Origin of the sequence: Vibrio neptunius (genome assembly GCA_019339365.1) — a bacterium.
GTDB classification, from domain to species: domain Bacteria; phylum Pseudomonadota; class Gammaproteobacteria; order Enterobacterales; family Vibrionaceae; genus Vibrio; species Vibrio neptunius.
The window spans coordinates 1,397,338-1,417,264 of the sequence record CP079860.1 but is presented as its reverse complement, the minus strand read 5'-3'; the positions used below and the strand labels follow the sequence as shown (position 1 = coordinate 1,417,264).

The window sequence follows — 19,927 nt, the reverse complement described above, 5'->3', positions numbered from 1 at the left end:
GGCTTTCATTAACGAGGTCAGTTGAGGCTATTTATTTTGATTCTGTGACACCAAAGCTTCGGCCGTCGCATCTTGTATAGACAAGAACAAAGAACGAATTTCACCTGTCGGCGTTCTCATCGGGTTGAGTGTAATATTTTGGTACATGAATTCCGACTGTTGCGTGACTGGACGCACATTGCGGCATTTGAACAAGTAAGGACGCTGTTGCCACGTGATAAAGCTTCGGCACCCAAGATCATAGACAGGTTTAGTCTTAAGCTTAAACCAGTCTTCTGGTATTTCAGGGAACAACTCGAATAGCGGCTTTTCTATCGCATCATGGGCTTGTACACCACTATGATGCGTCATAAAACCGTTCCAAACCTGAACTTTATATTCTCGGTCAATTACAATCAGCCCAAGATCGACATTTTGTACCATGTCCACCATCCAGTGGAATTGCTCAAATTCTGCGGGAAGATTTATCATTAAAAGTCCTCCATCAAGTAAGACAACTTGTTGTCGAGCAATGGGAGGGACTCATCAACAAACATAAACAACAAATCACATCGAATAGATGTACCATCAATGTTGTAACTCACCTCAAAGGTCATGGTTTTCTGAAACGAGCCAGTCGTTGACTGAATTACCGAGTCAATGGAAATATGCTGGCCTAAAAGCACGGGTGAGCTTTGGAAAAAACGCACCTCCGCTTGCTTGCCCAAACCATTCAAAAACGAACCAACAAGGATATTTGAAACATCCATGAGAAGTTCCAGTTCTTCCAGCTCTTCACTGTCAGCCGGAACCTTCATAAGTTTTTTAAGATCACAAACACTAGAATCACTCAGCAATACTAGGGCCTCACCGGCAATACCCTCACCACTAAATCCCTGACACACTCCTGAAACTTGATCATTTTCTGCTAGGTCACGCAGTGCCATATGCAGCTCACTGACTTCAAAGATATTGACATTGGGAAGAGGAAGGTGGACAAACACATCAAAATGGCGAGCTAAGGCATCTGCCGCTCGGCCGATAGACACATTGGCCACCTCCATATAGATGTCTCGGCGACGAAGAATAGGCAGTTCAACAGTAACAGGCGTGACAATTTGTGGTTGACTTGGTTTTTCAACCAACTCTTTCAGCACAGCGTTCAGAGCATCTTTATCAATCGGCTTTTGGATAAACGCTTTTGCACCGAGCGTCATCACTCGCTCTTTCGCTTTGGGTTGGATGTCACCCGATACGACAACGACTTGGATATCTATACCACGCGTACCGATTTCTTCGAGTGTTCCAAAACCATCGAGCTCTGGCATGGTCAAATCAAGGAACATTAACTTGAAGTCGTTTTGTTCCAACTGCTCCAAGGCATCCAAACCATGAACAGCAAAAGTAATATCTGCATTCAATGAAGCAGGTAATGAACGCGCCATTTGCTTTCGAGCTAACGCGGAGTCGTCACAAATAAGGACAGGAAAAGCCATGCATATACCTACTGCTATTCTTGTTACTAATAGTTTCAGTGTAACAGATAGTTAGATCATCAGGCATGAATCTAAACAGATTAAACGTATCTATTTTGAGAACGCCGAGCAGACACTCTCATGCTGCCAAAAGACGCTGAACCTACTACCAACAAATTAAACAAAACTACAACCAATAAAGCCTAGAGTCATTTTTCTTCACTAGCTTTCAACTGAAACAAATCTTCATCAGAACCTACCCTACCCCATGTACTTAGGTGCAATCTTTTTGAAAATCCGCTCTGTGTGAAGAAAAACATCGATGAGCACTAGTTCCCAAAAGGATACGGCTCCTTCGACCTAAATTTCGCCTGTTTCCGTATGAAGGAAAGCTGGCTTTACGCTAAAACTCGGTTGTCTGCGGCATCATACAAATCAAGAACGCTGATTGAGTGACCAACCGTATTTCCACCAAAGACTTTATCCGTATAAAACAAACTGTTCTTCTATAGGCAACACAGACAAGCATATATTCACAGTCGTCAATATGCTTGAAACATGTGTCAGACTCTTCCGAACCTAGTAAAGTATTGAAGTACATGTAATGCTCGTCAAGGCAATCAAGTAAGTGAACGCCAAACTCTTACAAAACTACTTATGCCTAATTTGATATCAAGCCGATTATCACCACGGCACTATTTGGTCACTCGATGTAAGCTACTTTTGACATCTAAGCAACCAAGATAGAGACTATTAAATTATCCCAAGTTCCAAAAATTGTACTTACGTTGATTGAGAAGTAACGAACCCGTTTGATTGTCTTGTCGATGCGAGGTCAAATCGCTACAGCGATTGAAGAAATGGCAAGGGTAACCGAAGACATGAACTCAAGCGTTCAGCCTATCATTGATAGTATGCACCGCCACCAACATACTGGCGAGCGACACACGGGATGAATGTGAAGGGTTAGTCACCAACTTAGACTCCCTAGGAAAATTGGTCAATCAATTCCGCAAGCTATAAATACAAAAAGCCTTCCAATCGGAAGGCTTTTTTGACTCGGCAACGATATGATCAATTACTTCGCCATGCGAACCAGTGATTTACCAATTAACCACTCTAACTCTTTGGCACTGTCAACACCGAATTGAGCTTCAGTCGTTTTGTAAAGGCGTTCAATCCCGTTCATTGCAAACTCATGAGTGTTTTGAGAGGTTACGATATGGTGGAATAGCAGGCGCAGAATCGCTAGGAACTCGGCATTGTCTAACGCTTTTACCCAGCTGTCTGAAAAATCTTGCAGACTATTGTCAAAATTCAGATGCTCGACAAACATCTTGAAGATTCGACCGTCTAACGCCGCGGTAAAATCCGTCTTCTTTGGAAAGTGGTGGCTGATACCTGTTCGCGATACACCTGTCTGTTGACTTAGGGTTGTGTAAGACATCTTGTCATAGCCCAGACGCAAAAGTTGATCCACTACTGCGTCCATAATCTTCTGAATCGTGATTTCAGTATCTTCTTTACTACGCTTTGGCATGTTCAGGCTCTTCTCTCTGTAAATCCATCTAACTCAAACGAGTCAATAATGATGCCCATCAGATATCCTACAAGACATCCACTGTAGCTTCACAGGGTCCCTGTGGGGAACCTAATAAAGCCATCGTACCATATAATACGAACGGCGTCTTAGATGGAGCACACGATGCCGTGCAAGATAACTTTTCACAAATCACCACATCAGGGAAATTTATAAAATAAATAGGCATTATCTTTCATTTATATAATTTAGCTGACGATAATTATATAAATCGAACTTGCTTACAACTAACTGCACATCATCATGACTCTATAATGACATGATATTTCGCAACAACATGACTAACATCACACTATTTGACGTGTTTATCAATTCCAATCCATTCACCTAACCATTTTATAACATAGCATCCGGTTCCGAGCTCATTTTTCAAGTGTTCGCATTTTAATGGATCACTTGAAAATAACTCGATAAAATAACCATAACTTTTGTAAGAGGATTGTCGTAATGAGCACACAACAAGAACAAGCTGACGTATGTGAAGCATGTGGTTGCGCTGGCGAAATGGGCTTTATTATCAAAGAAGGGGACGATGTCGCAGAAGTGACGATTTTTGCCCAAGGTAAAGCCCTTCTCGAAGCGGAGCTGAATAAGTACATCGATTTGGCAAAACAGGTCTGCGAAGGCGTAGAGTATGAAATGTCTTCTATTGAAGAAGACTCGAGTGAACTAACAGCCCGATTCAAATTCGAAGTCAGCGCGGAAAAACTGATTTTTGAACTAAAGACTCGCTCCCTAGCGCGCTAAGCTATTAAAAAGCGGACATTCAGTCCGCTTTTTTGTTTACTACTTCATCTCTTTATTGACCCGAACCAAACTCCTCATTAATACTTAGGGCAAACCATTGTCTGGATTGTCCTATGAAGCACTGGCTTGTGCCTTCTCTCATTGTGCTGCTGTCTGCACCTGCTCTCAGTGAGCCGATTGATCATTATCGTATTCTCAATCACTTAGATAATTACGGGAACTTGGATCTGCGCAATAAACCTTATAAAGAGCTGCCATCAGGTTTGATTGTAAAAGGTAACCTCAATATTGCCAAAACCAGCATTAAAGAGATTCCTCAAGGCGTGGATATTCAAGGCAGTCTAGACGCTTCTAACAGTCAGCTAAAAAAAGATAGCAAAAGGCGTCAATATTAGAGGCTATGCCAACTTACTTGCATCGCAAATTGTTCGATGGCCAGCAGGAATCAAAGTCGGCGGATACGTAAACCTTACAGATACTCCCTTAACCAAACTCCCTCCTCGCTTTAGAGTGAAAGGGGATTTAAGTGTGATTAGAACACCATTGGAATCGTTACCAGAGGGTTTAACAGTTGAGGGAGATCTCTATATTGGCGGGTCAAAAATTACTAAGTTTCCGGACAAGATGACAGTCAAAGGCAACATATTCTTAGGTGGAAACCGAATAACCAAGTGGCCTTCTCAACTCGACCTTGGTGGTGCGGTGGCACCTTAACCAATAGAAAAAAGGACGCTCATCGCGTCCTTTCTGATCTTTTAGCTTTGGTTTTTAACTGGGTTAGCGTAGCTTGCGACCAAATAAGACTGAGCACCTTCCGGAAGCTGGTTCAGTTTGCCAGCCAAAACATCTTTAACCTGCTGTTCGACTTGCTCATCACCTGCCGCCAATTTATTAATTGGGAACAGCTTATAGTTGTCATGTATCTGGCGATCAATTTCTTCTGCCAGAGCTTCCGGTGACTCGAACTCATCACTAATCACATCACCAAATGCAACATGGACACGGCCTTTGTCGCCTACGATTCCCTGAATAATACTTTCAATATCTTCAAATTCGCCTTTTTCATACGTACCGCTTGTCGCCTTCTCAAAAAGCTCACGCGCTTTAGCAATGTCACAAGGATCATTTTCATAAGAGATAGCAACAGGGACAATTCTTAGCGACTTTATGTACTCAGCGAACTCTAACTTCTGCTTACGGCCTTCAACGTGGAACATTTTTAGGATCGCCGGATCAGTAAAGTCATTGCCATCTTTAGCACGACCTTCTTTCTGCGCAATCCAGATAGAGTTCCCCGTATCCAACGAATGTTTGATGTAGCCCGACAAAGTACCTAGCGCCTTCATCATTTCACGAGGGCCTTTTGCAGAGCGCTTTACAATAAAGCTCTTGTTTAGCTTCATCAACTCAGTCGCACAAGGTTTTTTCAGTAGGTTGTCGCCAATAGCGATACGTACTGTTTTATGATCACTCTGGTGTAGACCGTAGTTGACCAATGCTGGATCCATAGCGATATCACGGTGGTTGGAGACAAATAGATAAGACGTCTGCTTATCCAGCTTATCTAAACCTGAGTACGTTACGCCCTTAGTTGTTGAATTCAATGTCTGCTCAAGGTACTTCTTTACTTCCATCTGAATCGCTTCAACGGAGTTCAGTTTAGACCACTTCATCTTGAGGTAGACTTTAACGATTGGTGACATCAAGGCTTTAAACCAACCTGCATGGTTTGCAAATCGATGTTGTAGAATTGCACTGATGAATTCTTCATCGTTAATCAGGCGGTCGATCGCCGCTGGAATTTCTTCGTCATTGTACGGACGAATTTCAACAAAAGGGTCGTTTTTAGAAGTCATTTCTTATTACATCTGATAAAAAGCTCGCCTATTCTACGCGGAGATGGTGGGATTAACAGCTATACTTCTCTCATAATCAAAAAGGTCAGACCAGAGTAAAATCACCGCTTATTTAGAAAGTCGGAGTTAAGTTGGCTTTTTGTGCAAGAAACGTTAACCTTAGCGCCCCTTGAGCATACAAGAATATGAGCAATTTAATGCACTACGCAATCTCGCATAACAAGAGTGAATTTCAGTATCTAACCATGACTCCACGTAAAAAGAGTATCAAACACATGTTACTCAAGGTGGAACAAGGTTTAGCACTAATGAAACTTGGAAAGTCTGAGTATGCGATTGAAGCAGGTCAGACAGTTTGGATTCCGTTTGATGTATTATGCGCATTGACCTTTTTCCCTCAAACTCAAGTTCAGCAAGTGGAAGTCTCTTGTCGCGTTACAACGCCCCTGCCAAAACAAGGTGGATTTGTTGCCCTTAATGAGTTGACTAACGCTTTGTTAAATAGGCTGAAGGTGATGGAGGAAACTCATGACGCCCAAAGAAACATTCTGAATGTATTGCAGGCAGAGCTGTCCGTCTTAAAGCCGCAGTTAAAAGAGAGCAAGCTAACCCAATTAATTAACCAGTGGTCACCGAATACCGACAGCAAACTGTTGGCAGAGCAACAACTCGTTTTGACGGTTCGTGAAGCCTATAAGCAAATGAAGTCTGGTAAGAAACGAGAGCAGATCATTGCCGACCTGTTCGACAACAATGAAGCGATGTACTCACAAATTGAACATGCAATTCTGGGTAAATAGCCGAAAACTTCGCTCAGTTACTGGCTGATTATCAATTTCGTAACTATAGATCTATAAATATCCTCTGTATTTGTAGATAAAATAGGAAGGCGAATATGAAATTCAGCCATAAAATTGTGGCGGCATCCTCTCTCCTTTTACTGGCCACAGTCACTTTACTTACCCTACAGCAGTACTACACGGTTCAAACAGAAATTAAATCCCAGGTCACCTCTAGTGTCGCTGAAATCGTCGATGGCGTCAGAGACACAACGGCTGCAGAGATTAATGGGCGAAAAGCCATTGCTAACTATGCGACCAGTATGTTGGAGTCCAACCTTGCTTTGGACGCCATGGAAACCGTCATTACTCGCCCTATAGTTAAAGAGACCTTCCTATTAGCCGGACTGGGCTTCGAAAAAGATGGTTCAAACATTAATAACGATCCTTCTTGGAATCCTGGTCCTACTTGGGACCCACGAGCTCGCCCTTGGTACATCGATGCGAAAAATGCCGGTAAGCTCATTATTACGGCTCCTTATGCGGACTCGGCAACCGGGGAGATTCTCGTGTCGATTGCCACTCCGGTGAATGACAGCGGGAAGTTCATTGGCGCGATATTCTACGACGTTAGCCTTGCAGGTCTAGCCGATGTCGTGAATAAAGTACAGCTGTTCAATGCCGGATACGTGTTCATTGTCGCTGGCGATGGGACCACCATTGCGCACCCTCAGACCGAACTTAACGGCAAACCAATGAAGGACTTCTTAGGTAACGCTGGTATTCAGGAAGATCCACAACAAGTCTCTATCGAGGGTAAAGATTACACCCTCGACTTCTCTAAAGTCCCGGAGAAGATTGGTACATCGGCGTTGTTCTCGACGAAGAAGTGGCCTATCAATCATTGGCGGACTTGCGCAACAGCTCCATTATCTACACTGTCGTGGCCTTAATCATCAGCGTCGTCATTCTGCTCGTCTTGATGACTGCCCTGATGAGACCACTCGGCGCACTGAATAGTGCGATTCAGGATGTGGCTTCTGGTGAGGGTGACCTCACTCAGCGTCTCGATACCAATACCGACCAAGAATTTTCATCACTGGCGGCAGGGTTTAACTCATTTACAGGTCGCCTCCAGCAACAGATTGTTCAATCCAAGGCTATAGGGGAAGAAATACTACGCGGCTCTGAGATGACCTCTATGGGGTTACAAGAGTCAGCCGCTGCTATGCAAGATCAGCTGAGGGAACTGGAACAACTTGCGACCGCTATGCACGAAATGGCGACAACGTCAGGCGATGTTGCCAACAATGCGCAGGGAGCAGCATCGGCAGCAAAAGATGCCGATGAAGCAACGGAAGTGGGCACACGTGTTGTAGGAGATACAACGGGCGCTATTACAGAATTATCACAACGAATTGATGAAGCCGTTGAAGAAGTAAAAACGCTTGAGTCCGCCACTGGTAACATTGAAACCATTTTGAAAGTTATCAATGACATTGCAGACCAAACTAACCTACTCGCACTCAACGCGGCGATAGAAGCTGCACGTGCTGGTGAGTCGGGACGAGGGTTTGCGGTTGTAGCAGATGAAGTTCGAACGTTAGCTCAAAGAACACAAGAGTCCACCACTGAAATCCGCAATATGATCGAACAGTTGCAATCAGGAGCAACTGCAGTGGCTGGGGCAATGAACATGAGTAAAGAGACCGCCAGCAATGCGGTGCTGCGTGCTGAAGAGGCTAACGCAGCCCTGAATAGCATTCGCGATGCGATCCAAGCCATCAGTGACATGAACATTCAAATTGCTTCAGCGGCGGAAGAACAGAGCTTAGTGGCCGAAGAAATAAACAGCAATACCGTCAAAATCAAAGACCTATCTGTTCAGGTAGCAGACGCCGCTGAGAACGCCAATATTGCCATGCAGGCTCAGACCGAAAACATTCGCGAGCAGGATGCCATTCTCAACAAGTTTAAAGTGTAAATGCTCTCGCCCTCCCAATTGGGAGGGCTTTTTTATTCCGCCACCAGCATCAAACTTTCTTCTCCGGGTACTTTGAGGTTTAGCGTCCCCTTCTGAGCTTGATGTTTCTCACAGGAAAGCAAATCTAACCATTCACCACTTACTGCTATTTGTACTTTCTGCGAACGTTTCGATTTATTAATCACCACTATGCCTTGCTCCCCTCGTGAGAACACTAAAAGATCATCAGATGCCTCGATCAACCGCATCGTTTTACCATGCATCAAGTTATAAAAACGAATTCGGGCAGTCATTCGCTCATCATTCCAAGCGTCTACCCAGCGTGGTTTACCATCAACTCCTTTCAAACCACTGGTATCAAGATCGGTATAAACCAACGGGACACCACCATCTCTGCCCAAGATGTAGCTGTATGCCAACCATTCTGTTTTGTCTGGCATCACTAAATTAGCAAACACATCGTTGTTAGGTATGTCATGTGTAATCGCAAAAGTAATCGCTCGATTCTCAGACAGTGCTTGGCCAAAACAATAAGGGTTAACCAAGCTCTTGAGACTTCCTTTGGCTTCAAATGCATCAAACATAGTCTGGAATAGAGGAAAATCATACGCACCCAAACGTGTTTGAGCCAAAAACGGCTCGAGAAAAATGTCATACTCGGGCTTGGTAGCTCCACCGTCTGTAATAATTTCGCCAAAGATATGAATACCTTCACAGATATCTTCACTCCAAACCTGCTGCAAATGATCGAGTGTCATGTGCTTGGCCGCATCGATTCGAAACCCTTTGACACCCAGTTCTTTCAGCGCCTTCAGGTAATGCTGTTGTTGTTCAACCACGCGTTTATGCACTCGCAGAGTTGGCAATCCCGGATCCGTTGGGCCACCAGTAATACGACCATTTTGCACCTGCCACTTGTCTTGCCAATCTTCAATACCGAACGCTTCAACAAAATCATCTTCAATAAATAAAGGTTTGCTCAGATCGCCGAATAGTTTTATCTCTTCGTAGTAATCAGAGTCGCTTTGGTAGGATTCCATAACCTCTTTCGCTGGATATTGAAGATCCAACCGTTGATGAGATTCGTTCGCCATGTGGTTAAACACCACATCCGCATACACATAGATAGAACACTGATTCAGAACGTCGACCATGCGTGTAAAGTCTTGTGTGTTGCCCAACTGGTTATCAATTACACGATAATCTTGTGGCTGATAACGCTGCCACCACTTTGTACCTTGTGCTTGTTTTAAAGACTTCATTGGAGGAGAAACCAGCACAGATTTATAACCCGCCGCAACGATCTCATCAGCGCGTTGAGCCACTAATGCATACGGCCAGTCGAAGGCATGAAGAATGACGTTGGCTGTCTTAAAAACGGTCATGTCATGTTCCTTAAATTCAATTTCCATAATCATCTGTTCATCCACAGATGAAGAGTTGAAACAATTATAATCACCCAAGACTTTTTTTCTTCCCCCTAACAAGCGGAATGGGTGTAGTAGTTCTAAGGCGTAGAATTTGAACTATTTATAAATTTAATTATCTTCACTCGCTATAATGAAATATGAAGCAGGAAAAAGGCGTCAATCATGAAAAGTGTCCGCATAGACATAGTGTCAGATCTCGTTTGCCCGTGGTGTATCATAGGATACAAACGACTGGAGCAAGCTTTGATGACGCTATCAGACAGTATTGAGGCTGAGGTACATTGGCACCCATTCGAATTAAACCCGGCAATGAAGCCAGAAGGCCAGAACCTGCGTGAACACTTAGCGGACAAATACGGCACGTCACTAGAAGCAAGTATATCGGCTCGTCAAACTATTGCCTCGCTAGGTGAAGAACTCGGTTTTGAATTTAATTTCACCGATGAGATGCGAATCTACAACACACGTAAAGCCCACCAGCTTCTATTGTGGTCACAATCGCAGGATTTGCAGCTGGATCTCGAAATAGCCATGTTCCACGCCTATTTTACCGATGGTAAAGATGTCAGTGACGAGAAGGTTTTACTCGATATAGCGGAGTCATTTGGACTAAATCGAGAAACCTGTCAGGCCGTTCTGGAAGACAGCAGCTGGGAAGAGACGGTCGCCTCCACGGAACAACAGTGGCTAGAAGCTGGGATCAATGCGGTGCCTGCTATCATTATTGACCGCAAGCACCTGATTTCTGGCGCTCAGAGTAGTGATATTTTGGTTGAAGCGCTAATAGAAATCACTCATCAACAGAGCGATATAGACTAAAAACTAGCTGTGTTGGCGAATCTTACCAATAACCCCCAAGCCAGCACAATCAGCACGCCAGCGACAACGCCAATTAGACCGTTTAGTATCGATGGAAACAAGGCTTTCGCCAATGTTAGGTTGGGTAGATTTAGTAAAATCGGCTCAATCCAGTGGTGAATCGCTGGAACATTGTGTACCACAATACCACCACCGACTAAAAACATGGCCGCTGTACCTACGACCGCAAGAAACTTCATTAACTTTGGTGCGAACACGATTAAACCTTTACCGATTGACGCCCTGATACCCTGCCCTTTTGAAATACGATTGAGATAAAAACCGAGATCATCCAGCTTAACAATGGCAGCCACTAGACCATAAACACCGATTGTCATTAACACCGCAATCAGGCTAACAACGATAATTTGCGTCAACATTGAGTGACCTTGAACGGTGCCGAGCGCAATGACAATGATTTCAGCGGATAAAATAAAGTCGGTGCGAATGGCACCAGCTACTTTCCTCTTCTCATAATCCTCGATGGAGCCTGTTGGTTCCTCCTCTTCGGCTTCCGTTTCTTCACCTGAGTGAAACAACTTCTCCACTAGCTTTTCAGCACCTTCAAAACATAAGAACAATCCACCGAGTAACAACAAAGGCATGATCAACCACGGAGCGAGCGAACTCATTAATAATGCCGCAGGCACCAAAATCAATTTGTTGCGAAAAGAGCCTTTAGCAACACTCCAAACGATAGGGATTTCACGTTCCGCCGCCACACCGGATACCTGCTGCGCATTAAGCGCTAAATCGTCGCCCAGCACACCAGCGGTTTTTTTTGCTGCTACTTTGGACATCAAAGCGACATCATCCAACACCGTAGCGATGTCATCTAACAGGGTTAACAGACTCGCACCCGCCATTTTTTTTCTCTTAGAAATAAGACATGTAACCAAATGTAACACCACCTCGAAAGAACTTAAACAGAATTCTCGTCAGTAATGGGTCAATACCAATCGGCTGGATATTGGTTCAACTTATATTGATTGCTTCCCCAAAATGGGCGTTTTATGCTGTGGACCACATTCCATAACAAACATAGGCAAAGTGATGCACTGTTCTTACTCTTACCCTATTGGAACACCCGGTCAAAAGTGGCAAGACGCAGAGCGACTGGCTTGGCGCGAACAAACCACCATCAAACGTGAATACCACCAAGAGGTGGTTCCAAAGATTTTAGCCCTACAAGCAAGGTTCGATATCGAACAATATGGTGCGCTCTCCTACGATCCAAACCGCTACCCACTTTTTTGCATTAAAAGTACTAATTGGAACAGCGCAAAGCCCGTTGTTCTGATCACAGGAGGCGTTCATGGCTACGAGACCAGCGGCGTTCATGGTGCACTCAAATTTGCTGACACTCAGATGGAAGAATACGCTGAACACTTCAATATCATCGTCGCTCCATGTGTCAGCCCATGGGGTTACGAGACCATCAATCGCTGGAACCCATTAGCGATTGACCCAAACCGCTCTTTCTATGACAACAGCCCAGCAGAAGAATCCGCCAACCTAAGAGCGCTTGTGGCATCAATAGGACAAGAGGTATTGGTTCACATTGATTTGCATGAAACGACAGACACAGATGAAACCGAATTCAGGCCGGCTCTGGCTGCCCGTGATGGCATTGAATATATCGAAGGTATGATTCCTGATGGCTTCTACACCGTGGGTGATACGGAAAACCCTCAACCTGAGTTTCAGGCAGCGGTGATTGAGTCAGTGAGAAAAGTGACTCATATTGCTCCCGCAGATGAAAAAGGCGAAATCATCGGCTCGGCCGTGGTACAGCATGGCGTCATCAACTACCCGATGGTGAAGCTTGGCCTGTGTGGCGGTGTAACCAACTGCACTTACGGCACCACGACCGAAGTCTACCCTGATAGTCCTAAAGTAACCGATGAAGAGTGCAACGATGCTCAGGTTGCAGCGATCGTAGGCGGTTTGGATTTCGTCATCAAAACGCTATAACAACTTACTTTTGTACTGCTCCGGGGTGTGCCCGGAGTATTTCTTAAACATTGCGATAAATGGACTGGCTTGATTGTAGCCTAACGTCAAAGCGACTTCTTTGACTGAATGCCCCTTTCTCAGCAAGTCCATTGAGTATAAATAGCGTACTCTCAGCCTCCACTCGGTAAAACTCATCCCTAGCTCAGACTGACAATGTCTCGCCAGAGTACGTTCGGTGGTATGCACTTTCTCGGCCCACTCAGACAGACTGGTGTTATCGATCGGGTTTTCTTCTACTTCCGCCAAAATTCTTGCTAGGTACTTATTGTCCGAAGATGGCAGAAAGTGATGCTGAGTATCTCGAGTCGCCAATTGATCTAACAAAACCTGTACCAAGCGTCTATCTGGCTCTGTCTGTGCAACGTTAATCCCTCTCTGACGAAAATCATCGATGATTGAGGAAACGATAGGTGTGATTTTGATCAAACTGGTACAGTCGGGAAAGTTCGTGGTCAGATCTTGTGCAACGTTCAGCGAACAATAGGATAGCGGCTTACGATTGTAGCTGGTGTGCATAACCCCCGCTGGCACCCAGATAGCGAGATGCGGCGGCGCAAGAAATCGAGTGCCTTCCGCCTCCATTTCTAAAATACCACCACTAATGAGCTGCACTTGGCCCCACGGATGACTGTGCATTCTCGTTTCCGTATTCGACAGGAACGCTTCAAAATTCATAAACACATCTGATGGTGCCTTATCAATTGATAAGGAAGGGTGAAGGTGTCTGACTGGTTTTCTCAACATTGTCTTCCTGTCGCGCCCGATGTCTTATAGGAGATATCTACAATCATACAGACCTGTCAAACTCACTTCCACTGTTCACTTTGAGGTTGGGTTCACATGGTTTATTTACTGCCACTTTTTACTGTCCTTATCTGGGGGGCAACGCCATCATCAACAAAATGGCTGCTTCCGTCATCGAACCCAGTGCGATGAGCTTCTTTCGCTGGTTTTTTGCCATGCTGGTACTCACCCCTTTCTGCTTACCTCAAGTCATCAAGCAGTGGGCTGTAATCAAGCCTCACTTGAACAAACTTGCCTTCCTAGCTTTACTTGGCATGGTGTTGAATCAATCTCTAGGATACTACGCGGGCGTGACCACCACGGCTTCCAACATGGCATTAATCACCTCACTGGTTCCACTCCTTAGCGTATTTATGAGCCTACCGCTGCTTAGCAAAAGTATCTCTCCGCTCAGTATTATCGGTGGCATTATTTCTCTGGTAGGCCTCTCCTTCATGCTAGGCCAAGGAGATATGGTTTTCTTCCTCCACCAAAGCATCACTGAAGGCGACGCCCTGATGGTGGTAGCCGCCATTTGCTACGCCACCTATTGCGTTCTAATAAAGCGCTGGAGAATGCCTTTGTCTAACTGGGTTATCATCTACATGCAAGGGGTATTTGCTGTACTTATGCTTGTGCCACTTTGGCTGTCGAGCGAGCATTTAGCCCCCACTTCGGATTCCATTCCTCTGATTGCTTATGCGTCTATCGCAGCATCTATCCTTGCTCCTTGGATGTGGGTTAAAGCAATTAATGCTATAGGTGCAGATTCAAGTGCAATGTTTATGAACTTACTCCCTGTGGTTACAGTGACACTTGCAGCAACGTTACTGGAAGAAAATATTGCGAGCTACCATGTTATGGGCGGAATTATGGTGATTTCAGGTGTCATACTTTCACAAATAAAACGAGAGCAGAGCTTAAAAAATGCTAAACAAATGTAGGCTACTGGTCTCAGGAGACTAGAGGCTGACATCAACCAATATCAATATAATACTGATCGGTTTTGTAATGGCCTATCCTGAGCCAACGTTACGTTGCCACAAGCTGATGAAATAGGTCGAGGCTTTCCATTTGTCACTTCGAGTCGATAAAACTCAGTACATCACTGAAAATAGGGTTCAAAACCAACGTGCTAGACGCGCCAATATAGGTTCGTTGATGTGAACATTTTCTTAAAACGAACGTAATTCAGACAGTTTCGCTCACAAATTATTGCTTTGCCGTCTGCAAACCGTAGAATTACTCTATTCCAACAGACAAGGACATTGTTAGTGAAAGCCATTAAGCGGCACCAGGAAATCATCGAGCTGGTGCAAACTCAGGGTTTTGTTAGTACAGATGAATTAGTCGAACGCTTTGACGTAAGTCCACAGACCATCCGACGTGATCTCAATGAGCTCGCGGATGAAAACAAGATTCGCAGAAATCATGGCGGAGCCACCATTGCATCCAGCTCAGAAAACTCCTCTTATCAAACTCGACAAATTTCCTATCAAAAGGAAAAAGGCCAAATTGCTTTAGAGCTAGTGAAACATATTCCTGACGGTGCAACTTTGTTCATTGATATTGGTACCACCCCAGAAGCGGTTGCACGAGCCTTGCTTGGAAAACACCAGAATCTGCGTATCGTAACCAACAACATCAACGTCGCAACCATTCTAATGTCTAAACCTGACTTTAAAGTCATTCTTGCTGGTGGTGAAGTCCGCGGCAAAGACGGGGGGTAACTGGTGAAGCAACACTAGACTTTATTTCTCAGTTCCGCCTTGATTTTGGTATTCTCGGCATTTCAGGCATTGACTATGACGGCTCATTACTCGACTTCGACTATCATGAGGTTCGCGTCAAAAGAGCAATAATTGAAAACAGTCGTTCAGTTCTTCTCGGTGTGGACAATAGTAAATTTGGTCGCAATGCCATGGTCAAACTTGGCACTATCGCCGACGTAGATCTCATCATCACAGATAGAAGCCCCCCAAAGAAATCGAGTCCTACGCAAAAGAAAACGACACCGTCCTTCAGGTTGTAAAATAATACAAGGCGCTAAATGCGCCTTGTATTATATTTTCGCTGTTTTAATGTCCAAAAATGCCACACTCTCACTTCGAACGTAAGAAAAACATTACATAACCAGAATGTAATTTGTTATAAGTAGAAAAAAACGACGTTATTGGCAATAAATGAAAGAAATTCTACGTCTGATCGATGACTATCAAACCATTGATTCTATTGAATCAATGCAAGAATTGCTGGCGCGGTTGAACACGATTGTTAACAGTGAGTACTTTGTGCTGGGTGTGTCCTTTGAACCACATATCAAAAATGGTCGATTTATTGTCGTAGACAACTTTCCCAATCCATATCGAGAAGACTCCTTCAGTCTAGGGCTGATGTATGTTGAGGTAATCAGTAAATTTGGTGCGTCAAATTCTATGCCCAGCGTTTGGCAGTCTGCCAAGCAAATTGATACTCACTGTGAAGAATTCTACTCGTTGTCACATGTCAACAAAATAGAACAAGGTATCAGCATTCCGATTCACGGATTGAATGGCGAAGTCGGCATGCTCAGCTTCGCTACCTCCGACGTCACAAGCTACCCGACCAACACTGATGTGTTGCTGTTCACTCAATTGGTTGTTCCTCTAATTGTTCAGAATCTATGTCATCTAGCTAAGGCCTCTCAAGCCGAAAGCACCAAGTCGATACTCACCAATCGGGAAATAGAGTGCCTGACTTGGGCAGCCGATGGAAAAAGTGCATTAGAAATAGCGGGTATTGTTAACTGCACTGAGAGAACCGTAAAGTTCCACCTCAGCAACGCTTGCAAAAAGCTCGGCGCGACCAATCGCTGCCAAGCGGTAACGCGAGCTTTGCTTGGTGGGCATATTAAACCGTACCAGTAAGGGAAAGTAGCCAATCCCACTTTAGTAACAAATAATCAAAGTTAGTTTGATTAGTTATTAGTATATTTTTTGCTTTAATATACTATTTCTTATCAAATTTAATACAAAACCTGTCCGATCGTACAGTTACGCCATCCTATTGTTTTTAATATCATTATTTCACTGAGTTACGACACGTCAGTTGGCTCAGACTGATGAATACACCTTAAATACAAATTAAACAAAGTATTCACACTAAAAAAAGCCCCGGACCATTGGTTCGGGGCTTTTTACCAATAAGCTTCAAAAGTTAACTCACCACATCAATATCTGTTTCAGGAATACAGCAGCAAGCGAGAGCAACGCCCATATTTATTTCGTGATCTTGCAATCCGGGCACATCCGGTTGGTGGACTTTTCCCGATTCAATCGTCACTCTACATGCACCACACAAACCAGCACGACAGCTATGTGCAATTGGAATACCTGCATCCTCCGCCTGTTCCAGTAAAGGCTGCTGGTTATTGCCGACAAAAGGCTGACCGTTAACACTAATCTGAACCTGTTTAAAAGGTTGTGTGGTGGTTCGTGAAACACTAAACGCTTCTTGATGGTAATACTCTTCTGGCAGCCCTTTTTTCAACAGAAGGTTTTTAGCTTTCTGCATAAAACCATCAGGACCACATACAAACACCTGACGCTGTTCAAGGTTTTCAATCTGCTTTAAGTGAGCGGTCGTTAAGCGCCCTTTTAAACCAAACCAGTCAAGAGGAGGCTGAGACAGCGAAATCAACACTCTCAAACTAGGGTGTTTACGTTTATAGCGATCTAACTCTTCTTTACATGGGATATCTTCAATACTACGGCATTGATGATAAAAGATGACATCATCCGCTTGGTCATGATCAGATAAGTATCTCAGCATGGACAACATTGGCGTCACACCGCTTCCCGCAGATAAAAGTAAAATAGGTTGATCGTGTTTATTTCCAAGATGGAAACTGCCATCGGGATTTTCACAAGTTAACGTATCACCGACTTTCAGGTTGTCGTTAAGCCAATTAGATACTTGCCCACCGTCAATACGCTTGACAGAAATGGCTAACCGGCTAGGTCTTGAAGGACTGGAAGAAAGTGTATAACGACGTGCAAATTTTTCACCATCAATATCAACTGAAATCGGTAAATGCTGGCCGGGTTGATACGCCGGAGCAGTGCCATATTCTGGTTCTAACCAAAATGTGACAAAGTCACGAGCAATTTCTTCGCGTTCTACACAAGTCATCGTCAATTGTTGCGTAGTGTTGTCTGGATAGAATTCTTTCTCTTTGTATTCGAGAACTTCAACAACATCTCCCTGACGAACCATACCTTCGTTCTTAGCGACTAGGTTTTGACCGAAGAAAACACCACCTCGCTCGTTGGCGCGAAACTGAGATAATGTATTGAGTGGCTCTTTACTGGCTCTGAATTCACCTTTATCGACGTCAACCGTTGTCAGGATGCAGCGTTCACAAGCTTTGACCGCTTCAAACTCTACATCACCGATACGAATTCGTTTCCAACTGTCTTCCTCAAATGCTTGATTTGTAGATACGATTAAGTTTGCACGAAACTGGTCCATAGAGTGATGTTCAGGACTGCGACGGTTGAGTTCATCTAAAGATCCCTGACCAATTACCAGCATTGGGTAACCGTCGGCAAAGCTTACGTTGTGCCCAACTTTTTCTCGCACTCGGTTCGATTGCTCGCCTGAAAACAACAACTCGACTCTCTGTTGCAATACTTCACTAAACCAATCGTCCGCCTCGTCCGTTGTAGTATAAGCAGTGAAGGTATCTTTCCATACCTGAGCAGGGGCTTCCTGCATTTTGAAATCTGAGTACCTTAGGCGAAGTGGCGATTTGCCATCGGCGACAAAAATTAAGCCATCTGGCGTTAAGCTAGATTGGACTTTAACCATATGTGGATACTTGCGAGCTGTCACCATGGAGCCATCGGACAAAGCGAGCATGAAACGGCGGTCAAACATCAGGCCTTGCTTTTCTACCCACGAAGAGGATTGTGTAATCCCACCTAATGATTTCACTGGATACACGTTTATCTGAGAAAGAGTTAGAGCTGGCATTGCGATTCCTGAGCTTCGTTGTTTGCTGCGATTATACCCGACTCTTTAGCGAGATGTTTCATGAAGATACCTATTGAGAGCGGAAAATTTACTGCTTGATATCATTCAGTCTGCGATTATCTCAAGTATGGTAATTGCAACATTGTTGTTTTGCATATCGAAATATAAGCCCGCACTGTTTCTGAATTCAAGGCTTACCTTTCCGTCTCAATGAGGCACATGAGATAAAAAACAGATGCAATAGCAAGCGCTTTGCTCTATCATCCTGTCGCCTAAGCGTAAGCGTTTGCCTTCACAGTTTTTCGTTAATGCTTAGGCTCCAATCAGACAACTCAAATTATGGTGGGAGCAATAATGACAACACTTACGATCACTCGTCCTGACGACTGGCATGTTCACTTACGCGATGGTGATGTTCTAACGGATACCGTCCGCGACATCAGCCGCTACAATGGCCGAGCGCTAATCATGCCAAACACAGTCCCACCAGTTACCGACACTGAAATGGCACTCGCTTATCGAGAGCGCATCATGGCAGAAAAACCAAACGCGCAATTTGAGCCCTTGATGGCATTGTACCCTACAGACAACACATCACCCGATGAAATTCGCAAGGCAAAAGCCTCTGGAAAAGTGGTTGCTGCGAAGCTCTACCCTGCTGGTGCGACAACCAACTCTGATTCAGGTGTGACGTCTGCAAAAAACATCTACCCTGTGCTTGAAGTAATGCAGGAAGTCGGCATGCTGCTTCTGGTCCACGGTGAAGTGACGACTCATGATGTCGATATTTTTGACCGTGAGAAAGAGTTTCTAGATACCGTTTTGGCGCCCATCGTCAATGATTTCCCAGAAATGAAGATCGTACTTGAACACATCACAACGGCGGATGCGGCCACTTTCGTTAAAAACGCCAACGATAATGTTGCAGCCACCATCACAGCTCACCACCTACTATACAACCGCAACCACATGTTGGTTGGTGGAATTAAACCTCACTTCTACTGCCTGCCGATTCTTAAGCGCAACACCCACCAAAAAGCGCTGATTGAAGCAGCTACGAGCGGTAGCAAGAAGTTTTTCCTCGGTACAGATTCCGCTCCGCATGCAAAAGGTATGAAGGAAGCAGCGTGTGGCTGCGCTGGTTCATATACTGCTCACGCAGCGCTAGAGCTTTATGCAGAAGTATTTGAGCTTGAGGGTAAGTTAGAGAACCTTGAAGCATTTGCGAGCCACAATGGCCCAGACTTCTATGGCCTACCACGTAACTCAGATACCGTGACACTCACTAAAGAAACGTGGGCAGTGGCGGAGTCGATGCCCTTTGGTAAGGATATTGTCGTCCCCATTCGCGCGGGTGAGACCATCGACTGGTCAGTAAAATAACCGAGTCATACGTGAATCAGGCCA

At 44.6% G+C, this 19,927-nt stretch carries 14 protein-coding genes and 4 pseudogenes; 10 read left to right on the top strand and 8 right to left on the bottom strand.

Annotated elements, in window-relative coordinates:
* Nucleotides 1-27: 27 nt before the first annotated feature.
* The 3 genes from KW548_23260 to KW548_23250 form a co-directional block, all read right to left on the bottom strand.
* On the bottom strand, nt 28-471 hold the full coding sequence (locus tag KW548_23260) for a PAS domain-containing protein (protein ID QXX08528.1): 444 nt from the start codon (nt 469-471) through the stop codon (nt 28-30).
* Nucleotides 471-1,475, bottom strand: a complete 1,005-nt coding sequence (locus tag KW548_23255; GenBank protein ID QXX08527.1) for a response regulator — start codon at nt 1,473-1,475, stop codon at nt 471-473. The genes KW548_23260 and KW548_23255 overlap by 1 nt, the downstream gene beginning before the upstream one ends.
* 1,057 nt (nt 1,476-2,532) lie before the next feature.
* On the bottom strand, nt 2,533-2,994 hold the full coding sequence (locus KW548_23250) for a TetR/AcrR family transcriptional regulator (GenBank protein QXX08526.1): 462 nt from the start codon (nt 2,992-2,994) through the stop codon (nt 2,533-2,535).
* A 507-nt stretch (nt 2,995-3,501) separates the two neighbouring features.
* On the opposite strand from KW548_23250, the gene KW548_23245 reads away from it, so the two are divergent.
* Together KW548_23245 and KW548_23240 are read left to right on the top strand one after the other, a co-directional pair.
* Nucleotides 3,502-3,801 (top strand): YfcZ/YiiS family protein, encoded by a 300-nt coding sequence (locus KW548_23245; GenBank protein QXX08525.1) that lies wholly within the window; start codon nt 3,502-3,504, stop codon nt 3,799-3,801.
* A gap of 113 nt (nt 3,802-3,914) precedes the next feature.
* A pseudogene (locus KW548_23240) lies at nt 3,915-4,515 on the top strand (hypothetical protein).
* 41 nt (nt 4,516-4,556) lie between these two features.
* Here the strand turns inward: KW548_23240 and KW548_23235 are convergent.
* Complete coding sequence (locus KW548_23235; GenBank protein ID QXX08524.1) at nt 4,557-5,657, bottom strand: 1-acyl-sn-glycerol-3-phosphate acyltransferase; 1,101 nt, start codon at nt 5,655-5,657, stop codon at nt 4,557-4,559.
* A gap of 197 nt (nt 5,658-5,854) precedes the next feature.
* Here KW548_23235 and KW548_23230 point away from each other — a divergent pair, with 197 nt between their 5' ends.
* Nucleotides 5,855-6,457, top strand: a complete 603-nt coding sequence (locus KW548_23230; protein QXX08523.1) for an AraC family transcriptional regulator — start codon at nt 5,855-5,857, stop codon at nt 6,455-6,457.
* Nucleotides 6,458-6,552: 95 nt separating this feature from the next.
* Nucleotides 6,553-8,420 (top strand): annotated as a pseudogene (locus KW548_23225) (methyl-accepting chemotaxis protein).
* Nucleotides 8,421-8,452: 32 nt separating this feature from the next.
* Here the strand turns inward: KW548_23225 and KW548_23220 are convergent.
* Nucleotides 8,453-9,805 carry an alpha-amylase family protein gene (locus KW548_23220; GenBank protein QXX08522.1) on the bottom strand — a complete coding sequence of 451 codons (1,353 nt, stop codon included), beginning with the start codon at nt 9,803-9,805 and terminating at the stop codon, nt 8,453-8,455.
* 207 nt (nt 9,806-10,012) lie between these two features.
* On the opposite strand from KW548_23220, the gene KW548_23215 reads away from it, so the two are divergent.
* Entirely contained in the window at nt 10,013-10,669 is a 657-nt protein-coding gene (locus tag KW548_23215; protein ID QXX08521.1) for a DsbA family oxidoreductase, read from the top strand.
* On the opposite strand, the gene KW548_23210 is transcribed toward KW548_23215, so the two are convergent.
* Entirely contained in the window at nt 10,666-11,574 is a 909-nt protein-coding gene (locus KW548_23210) for a DUF808 domain-containing protein (GenBank protein ID QXX08520.1), read from the bottom strand. The two genes, KW548_23215 and KW548_23210, sit on opposite strands and share 4 nt — an antisense overlap.
* A gap of 187 nt (nt 11,575-11,761) precedes the next feature.
* Between KW548_23210 and KW548_23205 the strand changes: the two genes are divergently transcribed.
* Nucleotides 11,762-12,682: a M14 family metallocarboxypeptidase gene (locus KW548_23205; GenBank protein ID QXX08519.1), complete on the top strand. Its 921-nt coding sequence runs from the start codon at nt 11,762-11,764 to the stop codon at nt 12,680-12,682.
* Here KW548_23205 and KW548_23200 read toward each other — a convergent pair.
* A complete protein-coding gene (locus KW548_23200) occupies nt 12,677-13,465 on the bottom strand; it encodes a helix-turn-helix transcriptional regulator (protein ID QXX09518.1) in 789 nt (262 codons plus the stop codon). The genes KW548_23205 and KW548_23200 overlap by 6 nt on opposite strands.
* 99 nt (nt 13,466-13,564) lie before the next feature.
* Between KW548_23200 and KW548_23195 the strand changes: the two are divergent.
* From KW548_23195 to KW548_23185, 3 genes and pseudogenes are all read left to right on the top strand, one after another.
* Nucleotides 13,565-14,451 (top strand): annotated as a pseudogene (locus KW548_23195) (DMT family transporter).
* Between the two features lie 330 nt (nt 14,452-14,781).
* A pseudogene (locus tag KW548_23190) lies at nt 14,782-15,544 on the top strand (DeoR/GlpR family transcriptional regulator).
* Between the two features lie 146 nt (nt 15,545-15,690).
* Nucleotides 15,691-16,413, top strand: a complete 723-nt coding sequence (locus KW548_23185; protein ID QXX08518.1) for a LuxR family transcriptional regulator — start codon at nt 15,691-15,693, stop codon at nt 16,411-16,413.
* 289 nt (nt 16,414-16,702) lie between these two features.
* Here KW548_23185 and KW548_23180 read toward each other — a convergent pair whose 3' ends face one another.
* On the bottom strand, nt 16,703-18,520 hold the full coding sequence (locus KW548_23180; protein QXX08517.1) for a hybrid-cluster NAD(P)-dependent oxidoreductase: 1,818 nt from the start codon (nt 18,518-18,520) through the stop codon (nt 16,703-16,705).
* Between the two features lie 354 nt (nt 18,521-18,874).
* On the opposite strand from KW548_23180, the gene pyrC reads away from it, so the two are divergent.
* Nucleotides 18,875-19,903, top strand: a complete 1,029-nt coding sequence (gene pyrC, locus KW548_23175) for a dihydroorotase (GenBank protein QXX08516.1) — start codon at nt 18,875-18,877, stop codon at nt 19,901-19,903.
* Nucleotides 19,904-19,927 lie beyond the last annotated feature (24 nt).